We start from the raw sequence: 19720 nt of genomic DNA on the forward strand, positions 1-19720 counted from the left end.
TAGTTTTCTATAAAATTCTTGATGGATTATGGCGAAAAAAGCCCATAAATTCTTTTTCCAACTAAATACTCTAAAATTCCATCTAAACCTTCCATTTTTCCAACTAAAAACTATTCTACTCTCTCAAAATTCATAAAATAATACATTAAAGATATATATTAAAAAAAATCTGCTCGAATAAGCAGCTATTTTTTTCGTAGAAAGCTAATAATAATAATAATAATTAAAATGAACATCATTGCATCATTCTATAAGCTAAATTGATTTCGCTATCCGCTTGGAACAAAATCCTGACTATTTCCTATAAAAAAAGCCTCTCAAACTTCGAGAGGCTTTCCGTGGATTATTTTTTATCGTCTAATAGTAATTCGAATTCTGCATCATCTTCTTCTTCAGGCTCATGAGCTGCAATCGTATAAGAACCAGCCGCCATTCCAAGAGATTCACGAATTTTCAAAGCAATTTCGTTCTTAATAGCAATATTCTCTTTCAAGAATTGTTTTGCATTTTCTCTACCTTGACCTAAGCGCTCTTCGTTATATGCATACCAAGCACCACTTTTTTGTACAATATCCATTTCTGAACCTAGATCAATCATTTCACCTTCTTGTGAAATTCCTTCTCCATACATAATATCTACTTCCGCTGTTCTAAACGGAGGAGCTACTTTATTTTTTACTACTTTAATCTTCGTTTTGTTACCCATAATATCTGTACCTTGCTTGATCGCTTCTGCGCGTCTTACTTCCAAACGTACAGAACTGTAGAATTTAAGTGCACGACCACCTGGTGTTACTTCTGGGTTACCAAACATAACTCCTACTTTTTCACGAATTTGGTTAATGAAAATAGCAATCGTATTAGATTTATTTATCGCACCAGAAAGTTTACGTAATGCTTGAGACATTAAACGAGCTTGAAGACCGATATGTGAATCTCCCATTTCTCCTTCAATTTCCGCTTTCGGTACTAATGCAGCTACAGAATCTATTACGAGAATTTCAACTGCACCACTGCGTACTAATGCTTCTGCAATTTCAAGTGCTTGCTCTCCCGTATCTGGTTGAGATAAAAGTAATTCGTCGATATTTACGCCAAGTTTTTGTGCGTATACTGGATCAAGTGCATGTTCTGCATCAATAAATGCTGCTTGCCCGCCCGTTTTTTGAATTTCTGCGATTGCATGAAGTGCTACAGTCGTTTTACCTGAGCTTTCTGGTCCGTATATTTCAATAATACGACCACGTGGGTATCCACCTATTCCTAATGCTGCATCAAGTGCTAAAGAGCCACTTGGTGAAGTGGAAATTTCTAAATTGGTCTTTTCCCCAAGTTTCATAATAGAACCTTTACCAAATTGTTTTTCTATTTGTTTCAAAGCCATCTCTAATGCTGCTTTACGATCATTGCTCAATTGTATTTCCTCCCTAAAAGAAAATCTGATTTTTTATTTCTATTCTTACTATACTCGGTCAATGAGAAATATACAAGAAAAAAGCGAACGTTCATTCGTTTATTTTTTGCAACAATTTAATTTTGAGCGTGAAAAACGGCTCAAAATTAGATTTTGGACCGTTTTAGCTTTCAAAAATTAAATTTTCAACTCTTTTTGTTCACGTAGTAATCGGATTAAATAGTGAATTGTAAATTTCACCGCTCGGAGTCTATTCGTATTTCGCATACCAGATAAGCTTAGCTTATAAGAAACTGGAGCCATGTGATCTAAGGCAATTCCAATCCAAACAGTTCCTGGCGGCTGACCACCATGTCCGTCTGGTCCAGCTGCTCCCGTTATGCCTATACCGATATGTGTTCCAAACTTTTCTTTAATTCGTGTAGCCATTTCTTCTGCACATTCACTCGATACTACGCCCTTACTAGCAATCATTTGCTTATCCACGCCTAGCTGCTCCACCTTGATCTGTTCTGTATACGTAATCATTCCACCGACTAATGCTTCTCCCATTCCAGGAACTGCGGCTAACTCCGATTGGAATAATCCCGCTGTCATACTTTCAGCAGCAGAAATTGTTAAGCTATGGTCAATTAGTATTTCTCTTAGCTTGGAAGCTAGTGAATCATTATTGTAGCCATAAACATACTTTCCAACTCTATCTAAGATTTCAGCTTGAAGCTCTTCAATTTTCTGCCACGCATCGTCTTCGGTGGCACTTTTCGCCGTCAGTCTTAATGTTACTTCCCCGTCAGATGCTAGCGGAGCTAAAGTTGGGTTTGTTTGTTTTTCTAATAAATCCTGTACTTTTGTTTCTAATTCCGCTTCTCCAATTCCATAAAAGCGAATAACTTGCGACATAATAATTGTTTCTTTATGTAATAATTTCTGTAGTAATGGCTTTGCTTCGAATTGGAACATCGGCTCCATTTCTTTTGGTGGACCAGGCAACAGTATATACGCATGCTTGTCCGTTGATAAAAGCATTCCTGGGGCCATTCCATGCTTATTTTCTAGTACTGTACACCCTTCTAGTACGAGCGCTTGTTTTTTATTGTTTTCGGTCATGACACGATTCATTCTTTTGAAAAAATCTTCGATGTAAAATAGAGCATGATCGTCCATAACAAGACGCTTGCCCAAATGGGAAGAAATCGCTTCCTTCGTTAAATCATCTTTTGTAGGACCTAAACCTCCTGTGAAAATAATTAAATCCGCACGATTTTCCGCAATTTGAATGGATTCCACTAAACGTGCTGGGTTATCTCCAACAACTGTATGATAATAAACGTCAATTCCTAACTCAGCAAGCTGCGAAGAAATATAACGAGCGTTTGTATTCGAAATTTGACCAAGTAATAATTCGGAACCTACCGCAATAATTTCAGCCTTCATCTAACCATACTTCCTTCCTACTTTGAATCGAGCAATACTTTACGGTTAATATAAAAATAATCGAATCCAGACCACAAAGTGAAGAACAAGGAAACATATAACATAATAGTTGCAAACGGGAATGAAATCAGTTCAAAAATAATATTTCCAAGAAGTAATGCAGAAATAGCAACAATTTGAGTCCACATTTTAATTTTCCCAAGCTGATTTGCAGCAACTACTTCTCCTTCATTTGCTAATATTAGACGCAGTCCAGTTACAGCAAATTCTCTACTTATAATTAGTATAACAACCCATGCAGGAGCCATACCAAGTTGCACTAAAATAATAAGAGCAGCAGATACAAGTAACTTGTCAGCTAATGGATCTAAAAATTTCCCCATATTCGTTACTAAATTATACTTTCTTGCATAATAGCCATCAATAAAATCAGTAATCGAAGCAATAATGAAAATAATCGCACCTACTAAATGACCTACTGGGATTATAGCACCTAAGAAGCTTATTTCACCCCAACCAAAATCTATTAGCATAAAAAACATAAATACAGGGATTAAAAAAATACGAAACATGGAAATCTGATTCGGGATATTCATTTTCAACACGAACTAACTCCTTTCATTTCAAACGAATAAGCCATCTTATTCAGATGGCTGTTTGTTAAACTGTATAATTACATTTTGAGTCGTTTTTGGTGAAAGCATTTCAACGACTTGGTCATTTATATACACTGTATTACCTGGTGTATGCCCTAAACGCACACGAACTTGCGTTGAACCGCTGACATCTAATTCATATGTTTCACCAGCTTTTAATGATTTGTCATATAAAATTCTACTATCTTGATCTCTAATATTGAGCCATGTTGTATTCGTAGCTACAACTTTCAAAGCATAGGCTTCTGCATTTGTAAGAGAGTATGTAGTTGTCTCACCTATTGTTTCTACAAGTGTTAGCTGTTGTTCGATTACTGGCTCATCTACAATAGCTTCTTCTGGCTCTTCCTCTTCTTCAGGAGAAACTATTGGAGTTTCTTCTGGTTTTGGAGGATTTTTCTCCATCGTTAACTCTGTATTAGGCTCAACATCACCATCTACATTATTTTTAGGTAAATTTTGGAATAATATCCACACAATAACGATAATTGCAATGATAAATAAGGCCACAACAATCATTGGGAACATTTCCGTGAGTTTATTGGAAGAGCGTCCTCCTAATGATCTTCTAGAAGGTGCAACAGGTATATTTTTCGAAACATCTTCATTCATAGGAGTAGGAACTTCCGATTTAAATGTTTCTAATAGCTCGTCTCCATTTAAGCCGACTGCTTCTGCATATTGTTTTATAAAAGCGCGCACATAAAATGCGCCTGGCATCGTTGCATAATTTCCTTCTTCAATTCCTGCTAAATATCTTTTTTGAATCTTTGTTATTTCTTGTAAATCATCAATACTATATCCTTTTGCCGTTCTCGCTTCTTTTAAGCGAGCACCTAATTCTGTCAACTAAAACACCTGCCCGTTAAAAATTAAATCCACCAAAGCCGCCAAATCCTTTGTCGGACATTCCATGGTTTTTCTCCATCATTTCATACGTAATTTGTTCTTCGGGACTGTGACGAAGTTCAATAATGTAATCAAAATCATCAATAGAATACTCTGAATGCTGGATGAACATGTCCGGATGCTCTACTACCTTTATAGTAGGCATGCGCATCATTTCTCTCACGAGCTGGAGATGCTTCTCATCATTAGAGTTTCTCGTTACAATACCGTCCAAAAGGAAAATATTGCGATCGCTAAATTCATCACCAGCGAGCTGATTTCTTATTGTTTGCTTAATCATTGTAGAGGATAAAAATATCCATTTTTTATTTGCACAAACACTTGCAGCTACTACAGACTCCGTTTTACCAACACGGGGCATTCCACGTATACCAATCAATTTATGTCCATCTTTTTTAAAGATTTCTGCCATAAAATCTACTAAAAGTCCTAGCTCATCACGCACAAAACGAAATGTTTTTTTATCATCCGCATCGCGTTGTATGTATCTACCATGTCGCACAGCTAAACGGTCTCTAAGCTTTGGCTCTCTAAATTTAGTTAATTGAATCGTTTCCATCGTAGAAGCAATATGCTCAAATCGTTCGATATTTTCCTTCTTTTCCGCATTAATAAGCATCCCACGTCGACCTTCGTCAACTCCATTAATCGTCACAATATTTACTCTTAGCATTCCGAGTAAAGAAGAAATATCTCCCAGAAGTCCTGGACGATTTACTTGAATTTCGTATTCAAAAAACCAGTCACTTGCCATAGTATATCTGCCCTCTCCCATAAGATGACGTTTCTGTTCATTATAAGTTCTATCATATCTGATTTTTGAGTGTATTAAAAGAAAAAAGAAAAGAGTTAGAAAATCTCTCTTTTCTTTGCATCTCAAATATACCAGCCACCGTTCACTCGAATAATTTGACCTGTTATATAATTTGCTTTTCCATTCACTAGAAAACTAACCGTATTGGCAACGTCTTCCGTAGAACCAAACACTCCAGCTGGAATTTCATCAAGGAGCATATGACGTGTTTCATCCTCCACATGTTCGTTCATTTTCGTATTAATAAAACCTGGAGCTACCACATTAACCGTAATTTTCTGCGTCGCTACTTCCTTTGCATAAGCTTTCACAAAGGCATGCTGTGCCCCTTTCGCTGCAGAATAAGCAGCTTCATAAGAGGCACCTGTATCTCCCCAAATAGACCCTACAAAAACGATGGAAGCATTTAAATTTTTTCTGAGCTTTGGCGTCAATTGAGCAGACAAATACATAGGATGTTCTACATGCACCAAAAATAATTGACGGATTTCCTCTAATGTCGTTTCTTCCAGCCCTTTATACAAACTATGTCCTTGCGCAAACACAATCGACTGAATCGAAAATATCGAAGCAACTAATTCATCCACTGAATCTGCAGAAAGCAAATCTGCTTGCAGAAGCATAAATTCTTGTTCAGGATACGTCGATACTAATTGTTCATAGAGACTCGTTACACTGTCTTTATTACTTGCGTAATGTAAGTACAACGACCAGCCAGCGTCAGCAAGGCTACTACTAATTGCATGACCAATCTCTCCAGAAGCACCTACAACTAGCGCAAATTTTTTACTCATCGTTCTTTTTCTCGAAAGGAATAATCGTGAAAGATGTATGCGTTTCTACGTTTTTAATGGATTCAAATGCTTCTTTTACTTGCTCCATCGTTAATTTTTCTAGTGTAGGAACAACATCAAATAAATTCATATCATTAAACGAATAGCGAGTGAATTGGTTCGCAATATATTCAATCGAATTCAACGCTCGTAAGAAAAATCCGATTTTCTTGCGCGTAATTCGTTTTATATCCGCATCTGTATACGTCCAGTCCGAACCGTTTAACACAATTGCTTCCTGAATTGCTTCCACAAGTTTCTCCGGGTTCGCTGAGTCAGACCCAATCATCGAAAATCCGTATTCTTGCTCCATTGAAAAATCTGCCGAATACGATTCGTCGATTAAACCTTGCTCATATACATTTTGATAAAATGCTGATGTACGTCCGAACACTAATTCGATTGCTACTTGCATAGAAATTTCGTAATTTAGCATATCCAGTCCAGATAAATGTGTATTATTCGATTTTATGCCAAAAATAACTTTTGGTTTTTGCACATCCATTTGCAACGTTTTAGAAGGAACTGCAACTGCATGCTGTTCTTCTGGATAAAATCTCTTTATTTTTTTCGGTTCCTCGAATTTTTTAGCCGCTTGGTCCGCTTTGATGAAAGCCATCATTTCTTCTGGTTCCACTGCACCAACAACAAATAAAACCATATTCGATGGATGGTAAAACGTGTGATAGCATTCATATAAATGCTCCGCTGTAATCACTTCAATCGATTCCACTGTTCCGGCAATATCAATTTTCACAGGATGCTCTTTATACATATTTTCAATTGCACCGAAATACAAACGCCAGTCAGGTAAATCATCATACATCGTAATTTCTTGTCCGATGATGCCTTTTTCCTTATCTACCGTTTCCTTTGTAAAGTAAGGCTGTTGCACAAAATCAAGCAACACTTTTGTATTATCTAGCACTTTATCTGTCGAAGAAAATAAATACGCTGTTCTTGTAGAAGAAGTAAATGCATTTGCAGAAGCGCCATTTTCACTAAATTTTGAAAAGACATCTCCATCTTCTTTTTCAAACATTTTATGCTCTAAGAAATGCGCAATCCCATCTGGAACTATGACAGGTTCGTCTTTTCCAAGCGGAATAAATTCACGATCAATTGCCCCATAATTTGTTGTAAACGTTACAAAAGTTTTCGAAAAACCCTTTTTCGGTAAAATATAAACGTTTAGACCATTTGGCAATTGTTCATGGTATAAAGTTTCTTCTAATTGTTTAAAATATGTTTTATTCATTACCTTCACCTTCCTTACCAGATAAGAAATAAACGAATTCCTTTTCCATTTTCAGCGCCATTTGTTGAATTTGGTCTTTTGTCACATTGGTCCATTTTTCTACCCAATCTTCTACAGTAAACGCTTCATTTAACTCTTTATATTGGTCATAAATTTCAATTTGTGCACGCGCAGAATCTAATGCTTCTTTTAATTGATTTTTGAGCATGGATTTCGTTTGACTAATTTCTAAATCAGATACTTCTCCCGCTTGCATCGCTTTCACTTGCTCATCAATCAGCTTGACTGCTTTTTCTTGTAGGTTTGCATCAATGCCAGCTAAAACAAATACTAAGCCGTAAAGTGAAGAAAAACTACTCGAAACGTAATAAGCCATACTTTCCTTTTCACGTACATTCATAAATAGCTTAGAATGTGAGAAGCCACCAAGAATACCGTTCGTTATTTGCATAATAGGAAATTCTTCGGAGTAAAAAGTGATAGGTGTATTGTAGGCAATATGTAGTTTCCCTTGTTTCATATCTTGTATTTCATGTAAACTGTTGTTTGCAGTTACCATATGCTCGACTGCTTCATCCTTTGTCACACGATCTACTCTATCAGCAAAGTTGAAATGATTTTGCATTTTTTCTTTCATTTCTTGCACATCAACATCTCCGACAATGTAAATCGCCAGTTCGTTTTCATGTAACAGCTTATGATGCATATCAACTAATTCTTCATTCGTAATTGCTTGAACTGCCGCCACTGTACCATTGGCAGAAATAGAAGCCGGGTGATTAGGGCGAATATTTTCTAGCAGGCGTTGTTGCGCATATCTTGTTTTATCGTCATACATGGACTGAATACGTTCAATGACTTGTTCTTTTTCTCGCTTCACAATGGACTCTACAAATTTTCCGTTTACGAGCTGAGGTTTAAAAATAACAGTGTGCAATAAAGAAAATACTTCATCGACTATTTTCTCATTCGATAAATACGCATCATTCACCGTTTCAGCGTTCAAGCTGAAAATATGCTTGTCACCCTTTTTCGTTGTATCTACATACAAAACGGCTCCGTATAAATCATCTAAACGTTTACGAAATTCTGAATTGGATGGATATACTTCATTGCTATATTGAAGAATATTAGCAAGCACCGAACGAATTGAAGCGTCTTTTACCGCTAATGATTGTTTCCATTTAAATGAAATATTAATTGTTTTAAATTGTTCTGTCGGTCGTACGTAAAGCTTAACACCATGTGCAAGATCAAACTGTTGAAACATGTTGTTATCCCCCTTTTTCTCTCTAGTTTATCTCATTCTTCTCTCACTATACATGTTCAAGGGATTATATGACAATAATAAAAACCCAGTGCACATATTTTAATATAAAAAAACCAAAACATTCGTTATCGGCTCGCTACAGACTTCTTATTAGGCTATACGATGAACGTAAAAATTTTTAAAGTGTGTTGGAAGCGGCTACGCCACTCCCAACACACTTTTTGTTCGGTCATCGTATTGCAAATGTTCGCCTTCAACTTCCAAGTCAAGTAATTCAAGTCTTTTGGCAATAGAAGAAGCAAGTCGGTTCTATTTACTTTGCAGGTCGCCAAAGATACAATTTTGACGGTACTTTGTAGGTATTTACAGAGAGACACTTCTATATTTTTATTTAAAATAGAAAAGTAGATGACAAATTTACTTCGTATGAAAATGGTCGTTCTATTTCTAACAAGAAGTGTCCATGAACTTTCTTCTCTTCCTCTTACATAAAAGAAGTTAGGTAGAAATGACATGAATACACTTCCGTAAGTAAGATCGATGTAGTAAAAAGTGGAGACTCGGGTGGGAAAAGCACGAGCTGAAAGCCCCGCAGGAAAGATAATGGCTGAGCTTTATTTGGCCAGTGTCTTTGCGACGAGTAACCGCAGGAGCACATGTTTTTGAAGTGACGAGGAGATTGAAGCCATGCCTACCGAACGCGTCCGCTTGTAACGAAATCCACTCCCCAATCCCTATATGTACCATAAAGCCTGTGTTCATCGAACATTTGTATACACTTTCCTATTCTTCAAGAAAAAAGGGGCCAAATATATTTGGCCCCTGCATGTTTTATCGTTTTCCTTTAATATAAGGCTTCCCAATTGCTTTTGGAGCATTTGCTTTTCCAATAAATCCTGCAACCGCTAAAATCGTTAACACGTAAGGCAAGATATGCAAGAAGTAGCTAGGTACCTCTTTAATATATGGAACTTGGCCACCTACAATACTTAGCGCTTGGGCTACACCGAAGAACAAAGCTGCTCCAAGTGCTCCAAGTGGATGCCACTTACCAAAAATCATTGCTGCAAGCGCCATAAACCCTTGCCCATTAATCGTTGTATGACTAAACTCACCTGAAATCGACTGCGAATAAACCGCTCCACCAAGACCAGCTAAAGCACCTGACATCACAACCGCAATATAACGCATTTTCGTTACATTAATACCCATCGTGTCTGCAGCCATAGGATGTTCCCCTACAGCACGTAAACGTAAACCAAATGGTGTTTTAAAAATAACAAACCATGCAGCTACTGCTACACCAATAGCTAAAATAGACGTAGAATACACATCTTTAAAGAACATCGGTCCGAGAACCGGAATATCTTGTAAAAATGGAATATCAAATCGTATAAAGCGTTCTTGGATATAATCCGTTTGCCCTTTTCCGTAAATCATTTTTACAGAGAACAAAGCGATCGCTACACCAAGCATATTAATCGCAACACCTGAAATCGTTTGATCTGCACGGAACGAAATAGAAGCTACTGCGTGCATGAGTGAAAATAAACCAGAGACAACCATTGCAGCAAGTACTGCTACCCATGGAGTCAGTGAACCAAATGTATCAACAAACATAAGGTTAAAAAGAATTCCGATAAATGCACCCATTACCATTAAACCTTCAAGCCCAATGTTAATAACACCCGAACGCTCGGAGAAAACCCCACCGATTGCTGTAAAAATTAATGGAGCTGCGTAAAAAATAGCCGAAGGAACGATAAAATATAAAACTTCTAAAAAGCTCATATTATTTCGCCTCCTTTTTCTTGTTTATTTTTTCAAGGAAATAGCGAATAACATAACCACTTGCCACGAAGAAAATAATAATAGCAATAACAATGGATACAATCTCAACTGGTATGCCAGCCTCATTCGGCATATTAAGTGCTCCGTATTTTAACGAACCAAACAGAACTGCACCAAATACAACTCCGAGTGGCGAGTTTGCCCCTAACAATGCTACCGCGATCCCATCGAACCCAATTCCGGTAAATCCACCTTTAACATTCGCATATTGGAATGTACCTAATGCTTCCATCGCCCCTGCAAGTCCTGCAAAAGCTCCCGAAATAACCATCGAAAGAATAATATTTTTATTCACATTCATCCCTGCATACTCAGATGCATGTTGGTTGAATCCAACTGACTTTAACTCATAACCAGTTGTCGTTTTCTCTAAAATAAACCACATAACTAACACCATCGCTAATGCGATAAAAATACCATAATGCAAGCGAGAGTAATCAGTCATACTTTCAAAAAAGGCCGATTTTAAAGAAGCTGTTTCTTTAATCGCATCTGTTTTTTCTCCGCCACCAGATACAATTTTAATAAGTGCATTCGTCGAATGTAATGCTATATAGTTCATCATAATCGTTACAATAACTTCATGTACTTTCAGTTTTGCTTTCAATAAGCCAGGGATGAATCCCCATAAAGCTCCTGCTAGTGCTGCTGCAAGTATAGCCAGCGGTAAGTGAATATATGTTGGGAAATCGAAAGCAATTCCAACATAAGCTGCTGCAAACCAACCGACAATAAGTTGTCCTTCTACACCGATATTAAATAGTCCCGTACGGAAAGCAAATGCCACCGCTAAACCTGCCAATAAATAAGGAGTTATTTGACGAATTGTCTCTCCTATTGCATATGCGTCCCCGAAAATACCATTCCATAAAGCTGTATAGCCTTTTACAGGATCATAGCCGCTTACAAGCATAACAACTGCTCCAACAAGTAATCCTAAAATAACTGAAACAACAGGGACAAGTATATTAACGACTCTATTCGACATGCTCTTTCTCCCCCTGTTTTATACCAATATCTTTTCTACTTTGCCCCGCCATTAATAAACCTAGCTCTTGTTCCGTCGTTTCTTTTGGCGACAAAGTATCTACTATTTGTCCATCGTAAATTACCGCAATACGATCAGATACATTCATTACTTCATCTAATTCGAATGACAAGAGAAGTACAGCTTTTCCATTGTCACGTTGTTCGATTAGACGCTGATGAATAAATTCGATTGCTCCAACATCCAGCCCACGTGTCGGCAATGCAGCAATTAGTAATTCTGGGTTACGAACAACTTCTCGTCCAATAATCGCTTTTTGCTGATTTCCTCCAGATAAAGATCGTGCTAATGTTTCTTCCCCTTGTGTACGTACATCGAAATCTTTAATGACTATTTGCGCTAATTTTGAAACTTCCCCATAGTTCATAATGCCATGTTTTGAAATTGGCGGTAAGTAGTACGTTTGTAGTGCAATATTTTGGCCAATAGGGAAATCTAGAACTAAACCATGTTTATGACGATCCTGTGGAATATGTCCTACTCCAGTTTCTGTAATTTTACGAGGTTTTTTATTCGTAATATCTTGTCCGTTAATCGCAATAGAACCACTTTTCGATTTACGAAGACCTGTTATTGCTTCGATTAACTCAGATTGACCATTCCCATCAATCCCTGCAATACCTAAAATTTCTCCTTTACGAACAGTTAAATTCAATCCTTTTACTTTTTCAATTCCACGATAATCCGCTACAACTAGATCTTTCACAATGAGTGCTTCTTCCGTAGGGTTAGCTTCTTCTTTTACAACTGTGAAGTCTACTTGTCTTCCTACCATTAGAGATGCAAGATCGTTTGGATTGGTTTCAGCTGTTATAACTGTTCCAATTCCTTCCCCTTTACGAATGACAGTCACACGATCCGAAACATCCATAATTTCTTTTAATTTATGCGTGATAATAATGATCGATTTACCTTCTTGTATAAGCTTTTTCAAAATTTGCATAAATTCATTAATTTCTTGTGGTGTTAATGATGCAGTTGGTTCATCAAAAATTAAAATTTCGGCTCCTCGATAAAGTGTTTTTAAAATTTCTACACGTTGTTGCATACCGACTGAAATATCTTCAATTTTTGCATATGGGTCAACTTCTAGTCCATATGTTTCCGAAAGTACTTGAATTTTTTTAGCAGCATCTTTTATATTAATAATCCCACTTTTAGTCAATTCATTACCTAGAATTATATTTTCAGTAACTGTGAAGTTTTCCACAAGCATAAAATGTTGATGGACCATTCCAATTCCTAAATCATTTGCTACATTAGGATCTGTAATTTTAACAGACTTTCCTTTTACTTTAATCTCACCAGCTTCTGGTTGATATAAGCCAAACAAAACATTCATAAGAGTGGACTTCCCAGCTCCATTTTCTCCTAAAAGAGCATGAATTTCACCCTTTTTTAATTGAAGAGTAATGTTATCATTCGCTACAAACGATCCGAATTCTTTTCGAATGCCAAGCATTTCTATTACATAATCCAATGAGTTCACTCCCTACTATACTAGTACAAAATTAATACAAGAAAGACTTTACTATATTAAAATCTTTCTTCTATTAATTAAAATATCATAAAGGCCAAAAAATCGGCCTTTATGATGTTAGTTAAAAAATTATTCTACTGCTTCTGGAACTACAATCTCACCAGCAGCAATTTTCTTAGAGAATTCTTCTACTTGGTCTAAAATTTCTTGTGGAATAGCACCGCGAGAGTCTGCTAAAGCAACTCCGCCTTCAGCTAAACCATAAGTAACTGTTTTCCCACCTGGGAAGTTTCCAGCCATTGCATCTTTCGCAATTGTTTGAACTGCGATGTCTACACGTTTTTGCATAGAAGTAAGTGTGATATTGTGTTCACCAACAGCACCTTCTTCGTATTGGTCAGAGTCAACTCCGATTACCCAAACGTTTGCTTTAGCGTCTTTTGTTTTACGTTCTTTTGCTTCAGCAAATACTCCGTTACCAGTACCACCAGCTGCGTGGAAAATAATATCTACGCCTGAAGAATACATACGGTTAGCAGTTGTTTTACCAAGAGCAGCGTCATCGAATTTACCAGTATATTGAACATCTACTTTAATGCTTGAATCTACAGCTTTAACGCCTTCTAAGAATCCAGCTTCAAAACGGTTAATAACTGGAATATCCATTCCACCTACGAAACCGATTTGTTTAGATTCTGACATTAGAGCAGCTGCAACACCAGCAAGGAATGAACCTTCTTGCTCTTTAAACATTACAGAAGCAACGTTTGGCATATCAACAATTCCATCGATTACTGCAAGTTGAGCATCTGGTTGTTGTTCAGCAATTGTACTAATTGGTGCTTCCATTAGGAATCCAATACCGTAAACTACATCGAAATCACGACGTACTAAAGCATTAAGGTTTGTAATATAATCAGCGTCTCCAGTTGATTGAAGGTAATCGTATCCACCGTCTCCTTTTTCAAGGCCGTTTTCTTTACCGAATGCTTCAATCCCTTGCCAAGCTAATTGGTTGAAAGATTTGTCATCTACTCCACCAACGTCAGTTACCATAGCAAGAGAGAAATCTACTGCTTCTGTTGCTGGTTTGTCAGTTCCTTCAGAACCAGTGTCAGGAGTTTTTGTTTCTTCTTCCTTTGTACCACATGCACCAAGGATTGTACCAGCAGCTAGCACAAGTGATAGCCCTAATCCAAATTTACGCTTTGTCAATTTGAAAACCTCCATTTTTTTTCTTATTAGCAGGAATTTAAAACATTTTACACCCTTTTCCGGACAACATGAAAACTGAATTTATCCGCTCGAAAATAATTTTTCGAATACAAAACCACACGATCGTTTTCATCGTAATGGAGTTGTTTTAAAACAAGCAATGACGTTTCCGGTTCACAGTTCAAAGTTGGAGAAGCAACCTCATGGTAACCTACAGGATCGATAAATGTAATCGCATGCGACACATGAATGTCTCCTGATTCCTCCAACGCCGTAAAAATAGAACCTTCTTCTCTAACAAGAAAATCATTAGGTAAGTAGTTTTTCGGAACCTTATCGATGCAATATACAACAGGCTCGCCATTTGCAGTACGGACTCGTTCCATCGAAATAATTGTTTGTTCTTCGTTACATTGAAAACGTTTAACGTCTTCATCAGTTGGAAGCGATTGCATAGAACTTAAGAAGACAGTTCCAGGCTCCATACCAGCACTTCGAATCATAGAAGAAATACTAGAAAGTTGTTCAATTCCAGATGTGAAAATAGGTTTGGAATTAACAAATGTTCCGACACCATGTCTTCTAACGATGACATTTTCTTCTTCTAATAATCGAAGAGCTTCTCTTAACGTTGCACGACTTACCCCAAGTGATTTAGCTAATTCAAATTCAGAAGGAAGTTTTTCCTTCTCTTGAAATACACCATTTTCAATGTCTTTTTTTAGACGATCAATCACTTGAAGATATAAATGACGATGGTCTACTTTGATTGTCATAAAAACACCACCATTTTGAAGAGATCAGACCTCTGATGTAAAACATTCCTACTAATCAGTCATACTATACCATTTATAATCATTGAAATAAATACTTTTATCCGTATTTTAAAAAAATAATTCACAAAAACTTCATCAAAATGCAATCATACTGTCATATTAAGTCATTATCTAGTGAATGTTTTGACACAAGTACTTGGCGTGGCTTGCTTCCCTCATAAGGTCCGACAACTCCACTCATTTCTAACTGATCGATAATTCTAGCTGCTCTTGAATAGCCAATTCTAAATCGTCGCTGCAATAAAGAAACGGATGCCGTTTGCATTTCAGTAATTAATTGTACTGCATCATCATATAACTCATCACGGTCAACTTGCTCAACCGATTCTTCCACATCTTCTGGAATCATCTCTGCTTGATAATTCGCTTTTTGCTGCTCAATAACGAAGTCAACGATTCGTTCCACTTCTGCATCTGATAAAAACGCTCCCTGAACACGAATTGGCTTCGAGGTACCTGCTGGTAAGAAAAGCATATCTCCTCTTCCTAAAAGCTTTTCTGCTCCTCCCATATCTAAAATAGTACGAGAATCGATCGAAGAAGAAACAGCGAACGCAATTCGCGATGGAATATTTGCTTTAATAATACCAGTTATAACATCTACACTAGGTCTTTGTGTTGCAATGATTAAATGAATACCTGCCGCTCGTGCCATTTGTGCAAGACGTGTAATCGAATCTTCTACATCACTCGATGCAACCATCATTAAATCTGCTAGCTCATCCACAATAACAACTATATAAGGTAGCTTCGGATGTTTTTCTTCATTTTCAGTATTCCACTTTTCAATATGCTCGTTATAGCCATCGATATTTCTCGTCCCCGTATGAGAAAACAATTCATATCTGCGTTCCATTTCGGAAACCATTTTTTTCAATGCTTGCGATGCTTTTCTCGGGTCCGTTACTACCGGCGCAAGTAAATGAGGAATACCATTATATACATTCAACTCTACCATTTTAGGGTCTATCATCATCATTTTCACTTCATGTGGCTTAGAGCGCATCATAATACTAATAATGATACCGTTAATGCAAACACTTTTCCCACTACCAGTAGAACCAGCAACAAGCAAATGAGGCATTTTGTTTAACTCGGCAAGCATAGCTTGGCCGGTAACATCTCGCCCAAAACCTATTAACAACTTTAAATTAGGCTTATTATTTTCTTCTGACTCCAACACTTCTCGTAAACTAACAATCGCCACTTCTTTATTTGGCACTTCGATACCGACAGCCGATTTGCCTGGAATCGGAGCTTCTATTCGAATATCTCTTGCCGCAAGCGCTAATGCTAAATCATCATGCAAACTTACAATACGACTTACTTTCACACCGATATCCGGGAGCACTTCATACTTTGTTACTGCTGGACCTAAATGCACTTGCGTTACTTTTGCCTTCACTCCAAAACTTAAAAACGTTTGCTCTAATTTCTTTGCATTTGCTTGTATCGCATTTAACTCTCCACTTTGGTCACTATGAGTAGGCGCATCTAAAAGAGTAATTGCAGGTAATTGATAATCTTCATTTTCCAAAACTGCAGATTCTATATTGATATCAATTGGCTCTGCTGCTTGTTCAACTGGTTCTTCTCTTCTCGAAATTCGTTCCGTAAATGCCGAAATAATCGGTGCAGTTACTTGTTCTATTTCTTCCTCTACGACAATTGGTCGTACTTCATGAACCGTAACTGCCTCTTCTTGAGGTGTTTCTTTTTTCGCCCTTCTTGCTTTTCTTTCAGAAGGTGCAGGTTGCTTTTTGTTTTTTCTATTTTTAATCATTTCCTTCAACTTAGGAGACATTTCTACAAGATATGGTACAAGTGCTTTTCCAGTTAATAAAACAAGTCCAATAATAAGCAATACCCAGCTTGCCACTTTCGCTCCTGCTGAATCGAACAAAACATGGAACACCGCAAAAAGAACCGCTCCAATTATTCCTCCACCAAGTGAACTACTTCTTTCTGCGATGCCACCACTTTCTACTAGTACTCGGTAACTTTCTCGCAGTACCGAATTCGTCACTAGTGCTCCTCCTCGAAATAATTGCTCGAAAAGTGCTAAATGGCTAAATAATAAAAGACTGCTTAAAACAAGGCCACAGCCTAGTAACAAACGATGATTCCAAGAAGGCACCGTTTGCTTGATCATAATAATGAGTGCAAACACGATTAATAAAAATGGAACACCTATATGCCAGTTGCCAAGTAAAAAATAACTAACATATGCAAATGCTCTACCTACTAGCCCATATTCAAAATAGGAAATAATTGCAACACCGATGATTAATATACCGATAATTTCATACATTAAAGGATGCAACGATGCCTTTTTTGCCTTACTCGGCTGCTTTTTCTTTCTTCGTACCAATCTATTTCACCTACTTTCGTTTATAAAAAAAGTAATCGTGGATATCCGCTACGGCGGACGCTTTTCGCGGGCATGGCTTCAATCTCCTCGTCACTTCAAAAACATGTGCTCCTGCGGTTACTCGTCGCAAAGACACTGGCCAAATAAAGCTCAGCCAGTATCTTTCCTGCGGGGCTTACAGCTCACGCTATTCCCGCAGAGGTCGCCGCCTGTGCTCTAATCAACTAGTATGTATCAATTCATAGTTAAAGTTGGTTATAAATAGGAGAACGACTACTTCTTTTACTCACTTTCTAAAAAAAGAATTATTTTTTCCAAAAGACTAGACTCGCCATGTACTTCTACAAGTTTTACCAAAAAAATATAGAAGTAAGCCTTCCGTATAAAACACTAGATTAGAAAGAACAAGATTACATACTTCTAAACTAGATGGATGAAGTGAACAGCGGCGACTCCAGCAAGATAAGCGTTAGTCGAAGACCCCGCGGAAAGCGTCCGCTTGTAACGGAATCCATTCTTTCTGAAAAAAAAAAGGATTTCCCGCTTTTGTTAGCTAGGAAATCCTTTTGATCATATTAATATTCCATAATAATCGGGATGATCATTGGACGTCGTTTTGTTTTTTGGAATAAATATGAATTTAGCGTATCACGGATTTCTTGTTTAATGTTTGTCCATTCAAACGTTTCTTTATTCACATATTTCTCAACAATTGTTGTAACAAGCTTCGCAGACTCATCCATTAACTCCTCAGATTCTCTTACATAAACGAAACCTCTTGAAAGAATTTCTGGACCAGATGCGATTTTCTTTTGTGCACGATTTAATGTCACGACAACGATAAATATGCCATCTTGAGAAAGGAGCTTTCTATCACGAAGTACGATATTTCCAACGTCTCCAACACCAATACCATCGATTAATATGTTACCAGCCTGTACTCGTCCACTCATTCTCATCTTGCCACTTTTATATTCGACAATATCCCCTTTATCTGCGATAAAAATCTCAGATTTCGACATACCGACATCTTGTGCAAGCTTCGAGTGAGCGATTAACATACGATACTCCCCTTGAATAGGGATAAAATATTTTGGCTTTGTTAGATTGAGCATCATTTTTAAATCTTCTTGACTACCATGTCCAGAAACATGGACGTTTTTAGCTGAAGTTAATACTTTTGCTCCAGCTTTTGCAAGTTGGTTCATCGTTTGATACATGCCAACTTCCATACCTGGAGATGGAGTAAACGTGATCAATACAGTATCTGTATCTTTAATTTTAATATCTTTATGATGTTTGCGAACCATTTTTTCTAACGCTTCTAATGGCTCACCTTGATTACCTGAAACGATAATAACCAGTTGCTCATCTCGATACTTCCCAATCTCTTTGATTGGAATAATTGTATCTTCTTGAGCAGTGAAATACCCTAAATCTAAACCGATTTCAAAAATTGTTTCTAAGCTTTTTCCTGCAATTGCAACCTTCTTACCGGTTTCAGCAGCCTTATCAAGCACTTGTTGAATTCGGATGAAGTTTGACGCATATACCGAGACTAAAATACGACCTTTAGCAGCGTGGAATGTTTCTGATAATTGGCTTTCAATTACTGCTTCTGATGTCGTATAGCCTGGTCTTTCAGCTTCAGTTGAATCGGATAAAAGAATGAATACACCGTCTTCACCAAGTCCAGCCATTTTTGCGATATCTGGTCGATATTTGCCTTTTGCTGACTGATCAAACTTAAATTCTCCCGTGTGCACAATTGCACCTTCTGAAGTGTGAAATACAATACCGAGTGAATCTGGAATACTATGTGTCGTGTGGAAAAACGTCACATGCGTACTTTGGAAATTCATACGGCTTTTATTTGTCACTTCAAAATATTTAACCGCATGCTTTGTCGGTAACGCTTTTAAATGCGTTTTCGCTAAAGCAATCGTTAATTTTGATCCGTAAACAGGCGCTTGTATTTTTTGCAATAAATACGAAATCGATCCGATTGCATCTTCATGACCATGCGTTAAAAATATTCCTTTTACGCGATCTTTGTTTTCTTCTAGGTACGTAATATCTGGTATTACGATATCGATACCGAGCATTTCATTTTCCGGGAACATAAGTCCACTATCTACTACAAATATTTCTTCATCTATTTCTACTACATACATTGCTTTTCCGATTTCCCCTACTCCACCGAGTGGGATAATTCGAATAAGTTCATTTTTTACTTTTACCAAAGCTTTTCCTCCTATTATTAACCCGACCAACATCCACTAATTTTCATTATATCGGAGGTCGTCCATTCACACAAATAAAAAAAAGCTG

General features: G+C 37.3%; 15 protein-coding genes. All 15 read right to left on the minus strand.

The genetic code is table 11. From position 1 onward, the window contains the following. Positions 1 to 343: 343 nt before the first annotated feature. The 15 genes from recA to RUH95_RS02385 all read right to left on the minus strand — a co-directional run bounded on the left by recA (position 344) and on the right by RUH95_RS02385 (position 19632). Positions 344 to 1414, minus strand: a complete 1071-nt coding sequence (gene recA, locus RUH95_RS02315; protein ID WP_313891200.1) for a recombinase RecA — start codon at positions 1412 to 1414, stop codon at positions 344 to 346. A gap of 177 nt (positions 1415 to 1591) precedes the next feature. Next, positions 1592 to 2848, minus strand: a complete 1257-nt coding sequence (locus RUH95_RS02320; RefSeq protein WP_313891201.1) for a competence/damage-inducible protein A — start codon at positions 2846 to 2848, stop codon at positions 1592 to 1594. A gap of 17 nt (positions 2849 to 2865) precedes the next feature. After that, positions 2866 to 3444 (minus strand): CDP-diacylglycerol--glycerol-3-phosphate 3-phosphatidyltransferase, encoded by a 579-nt coding sequence (gene pgsA / locus RUH95_RS02325; protein ID WP_313891513.1) that lies wholly within the window; start codon positions 3442 to 3444, stop codon positions 2866 to 2868. Positions 3445 to 3489: 45 nt separating this feature from the next. After that, on the minus strand, positions 3490 to 4353 hold the full coding sequence (locus tag RUH95_RS02330; RefSeq protein WP_313891202.1) for a helix-turn-helix domain-containing protein: 864 nt from the start codon (positions 4351 to 4353) through the stop codon (positions 3490 to 3492). A gap of 16 nt (positions 4354 to 4369) precedes the next feature. After that, positions 4370 to 5167, minus strand: coding sequence for a YmfK family protein (locus tag RUH95_RS02335; RefSeq protein WP_313891203.1), 798 nt, complete (start codon positions 5165 to 5167; stop codon positions 4370 to 4372). A 122-nt stretch (positions 5168 to 5289) separates the two neighbouring features. Continuing rightward, positions 5290 to 6021: an elongation factor P 5-aminopentanone reductase gene (gene ymfI / locus RUH95_RS02340; RefSeq protein ID WP_313891204.1), complete on the minus strand. Its 732-nt coding sequence runs from the start codon at positions 6019 to 6021 to the stop codon at positions 5290 to 5292. Continuing rightward, positions 6014 to 7318 carry an EF-P 5-aminopentanol modification-associated protein YfmH gene (yfmH, locus tag RUH95_RS02345; RefSeq protein WP_313891205.1) on the minus strand — a complete coding sequence of 435 codons (1305 nt, stop codon included), beginning with the start codon at positions 7316 to 7318 and terminating at the stop codon, positions 6014 to 6016. Before yfmH ends, ymfI begins: the two co-directional genes overlap by 8 nt. Further along, positions 7311 to 8588, minus strand: coding sequence for an EF-P 5-aminopentanol modification-associated protein YfmF (gene yfmF, locus RUH95_RS02350; RefSeq protein WP_313891206.1), 1278 nt, complete (start codon positions 8586 to 8588; stop codon positions 7311 to 7313). Before yfmF ends, yfmH begins: the two co-directional genes overlap by 8 nt. A gap of 831 nt (positions 8589 to 9419) precedes the next feature. Further along, complete coding sequence (locus tag RUH95_RS02355) at positions 9420 to 10379, minus strand: ABC transporter permease (protein ID WP_313891207.1); 960 nt, start codon at positions 10377 to 10379, stop codon at positions 9420 to 9422. A 1-nt stretch (position 10380) separates the two neighbouring features. Further along, complete coding sequence (locus RUH95_RS02360) at positions 10381 to 11427, minus strand: ABC transporter permease (RefSeq protein WP_313891208.1); 1047 nt, start codon at positions 11425 to 11427, stop codon at positions 10381 to 10383. Further along, positions 11417 to 12967, minus strand: coding sequence for an ABC transporter ATP-binding protein (locus RUH95_RS02365; protein ID WP_313891209.1), 1551 nt, complete (start codon positions 12965 to 12967; stop codon positions 11417 to 11419). The genes RUH95_RS02360 and RUH95_RS02365 overlap by 11 nt, the downstream gene beginning before the upstream one ends. A gap of 129 nt (positions 12968 to 13096) precedes the next feature. Beyond that, a complete protein-coding gene (locus tag RUH95_RS02370) occupies positions 13097 to 14182 on the minus strand; it encodes a BMP family lipoprotein (RefSeq protein WP_313891210.1) in 1086 nt (361 codons plus the stop codon). Between the two features lie 47 nt (positions 14183 to 14229). After that, on the minus strand, positions 14230 to 14958 hold the full coding sequence (locus RUH95_RS02375) for a GntR family transcriptional regulator (RefSeq protein WP_313891211.1): 729 nt from the start codon (positions 14956 to 14958) through the stop codon (positions 14230 to 14232). A gap of 154 nt (positions 14959 to 15112) precedes the next feature. After that, positions 15113 to 17329: a DNA translocase FtsK gene (locus tag RUH95_RS02380; protein WP_313891514.1), complete on the minus strand. Its 2217-nt coding sequence runs from the start codon at positions 17327 to 17329 to the stop codon at positions 15113 to 15115. Positions 17330 to 17964: 635 nt separating this feature from the next. Next, positions 17965 to 19632 carry a ribonuclease J gene (locus tag RUH95_RS02385; protein ID WP_313891212.1) on the minus strand — a complete coding sequence of 556 codons (1668 nt, stop codon included), beginning with the start codon at positions 19630 to 19632 and terminating at the stop codon, positions 17965 to 17967. Positions 19633 to 19720: the final 88 nt, after the last annotated feature.

The sequence above is a fragment of the Psychrobacillus sp. genome (assembly GCF_032154225.1).
Lineage (GTDB): Bacteria > Bacillota > Bacilli > Bacillales_A > Planococcaceae > Psychrobacillus.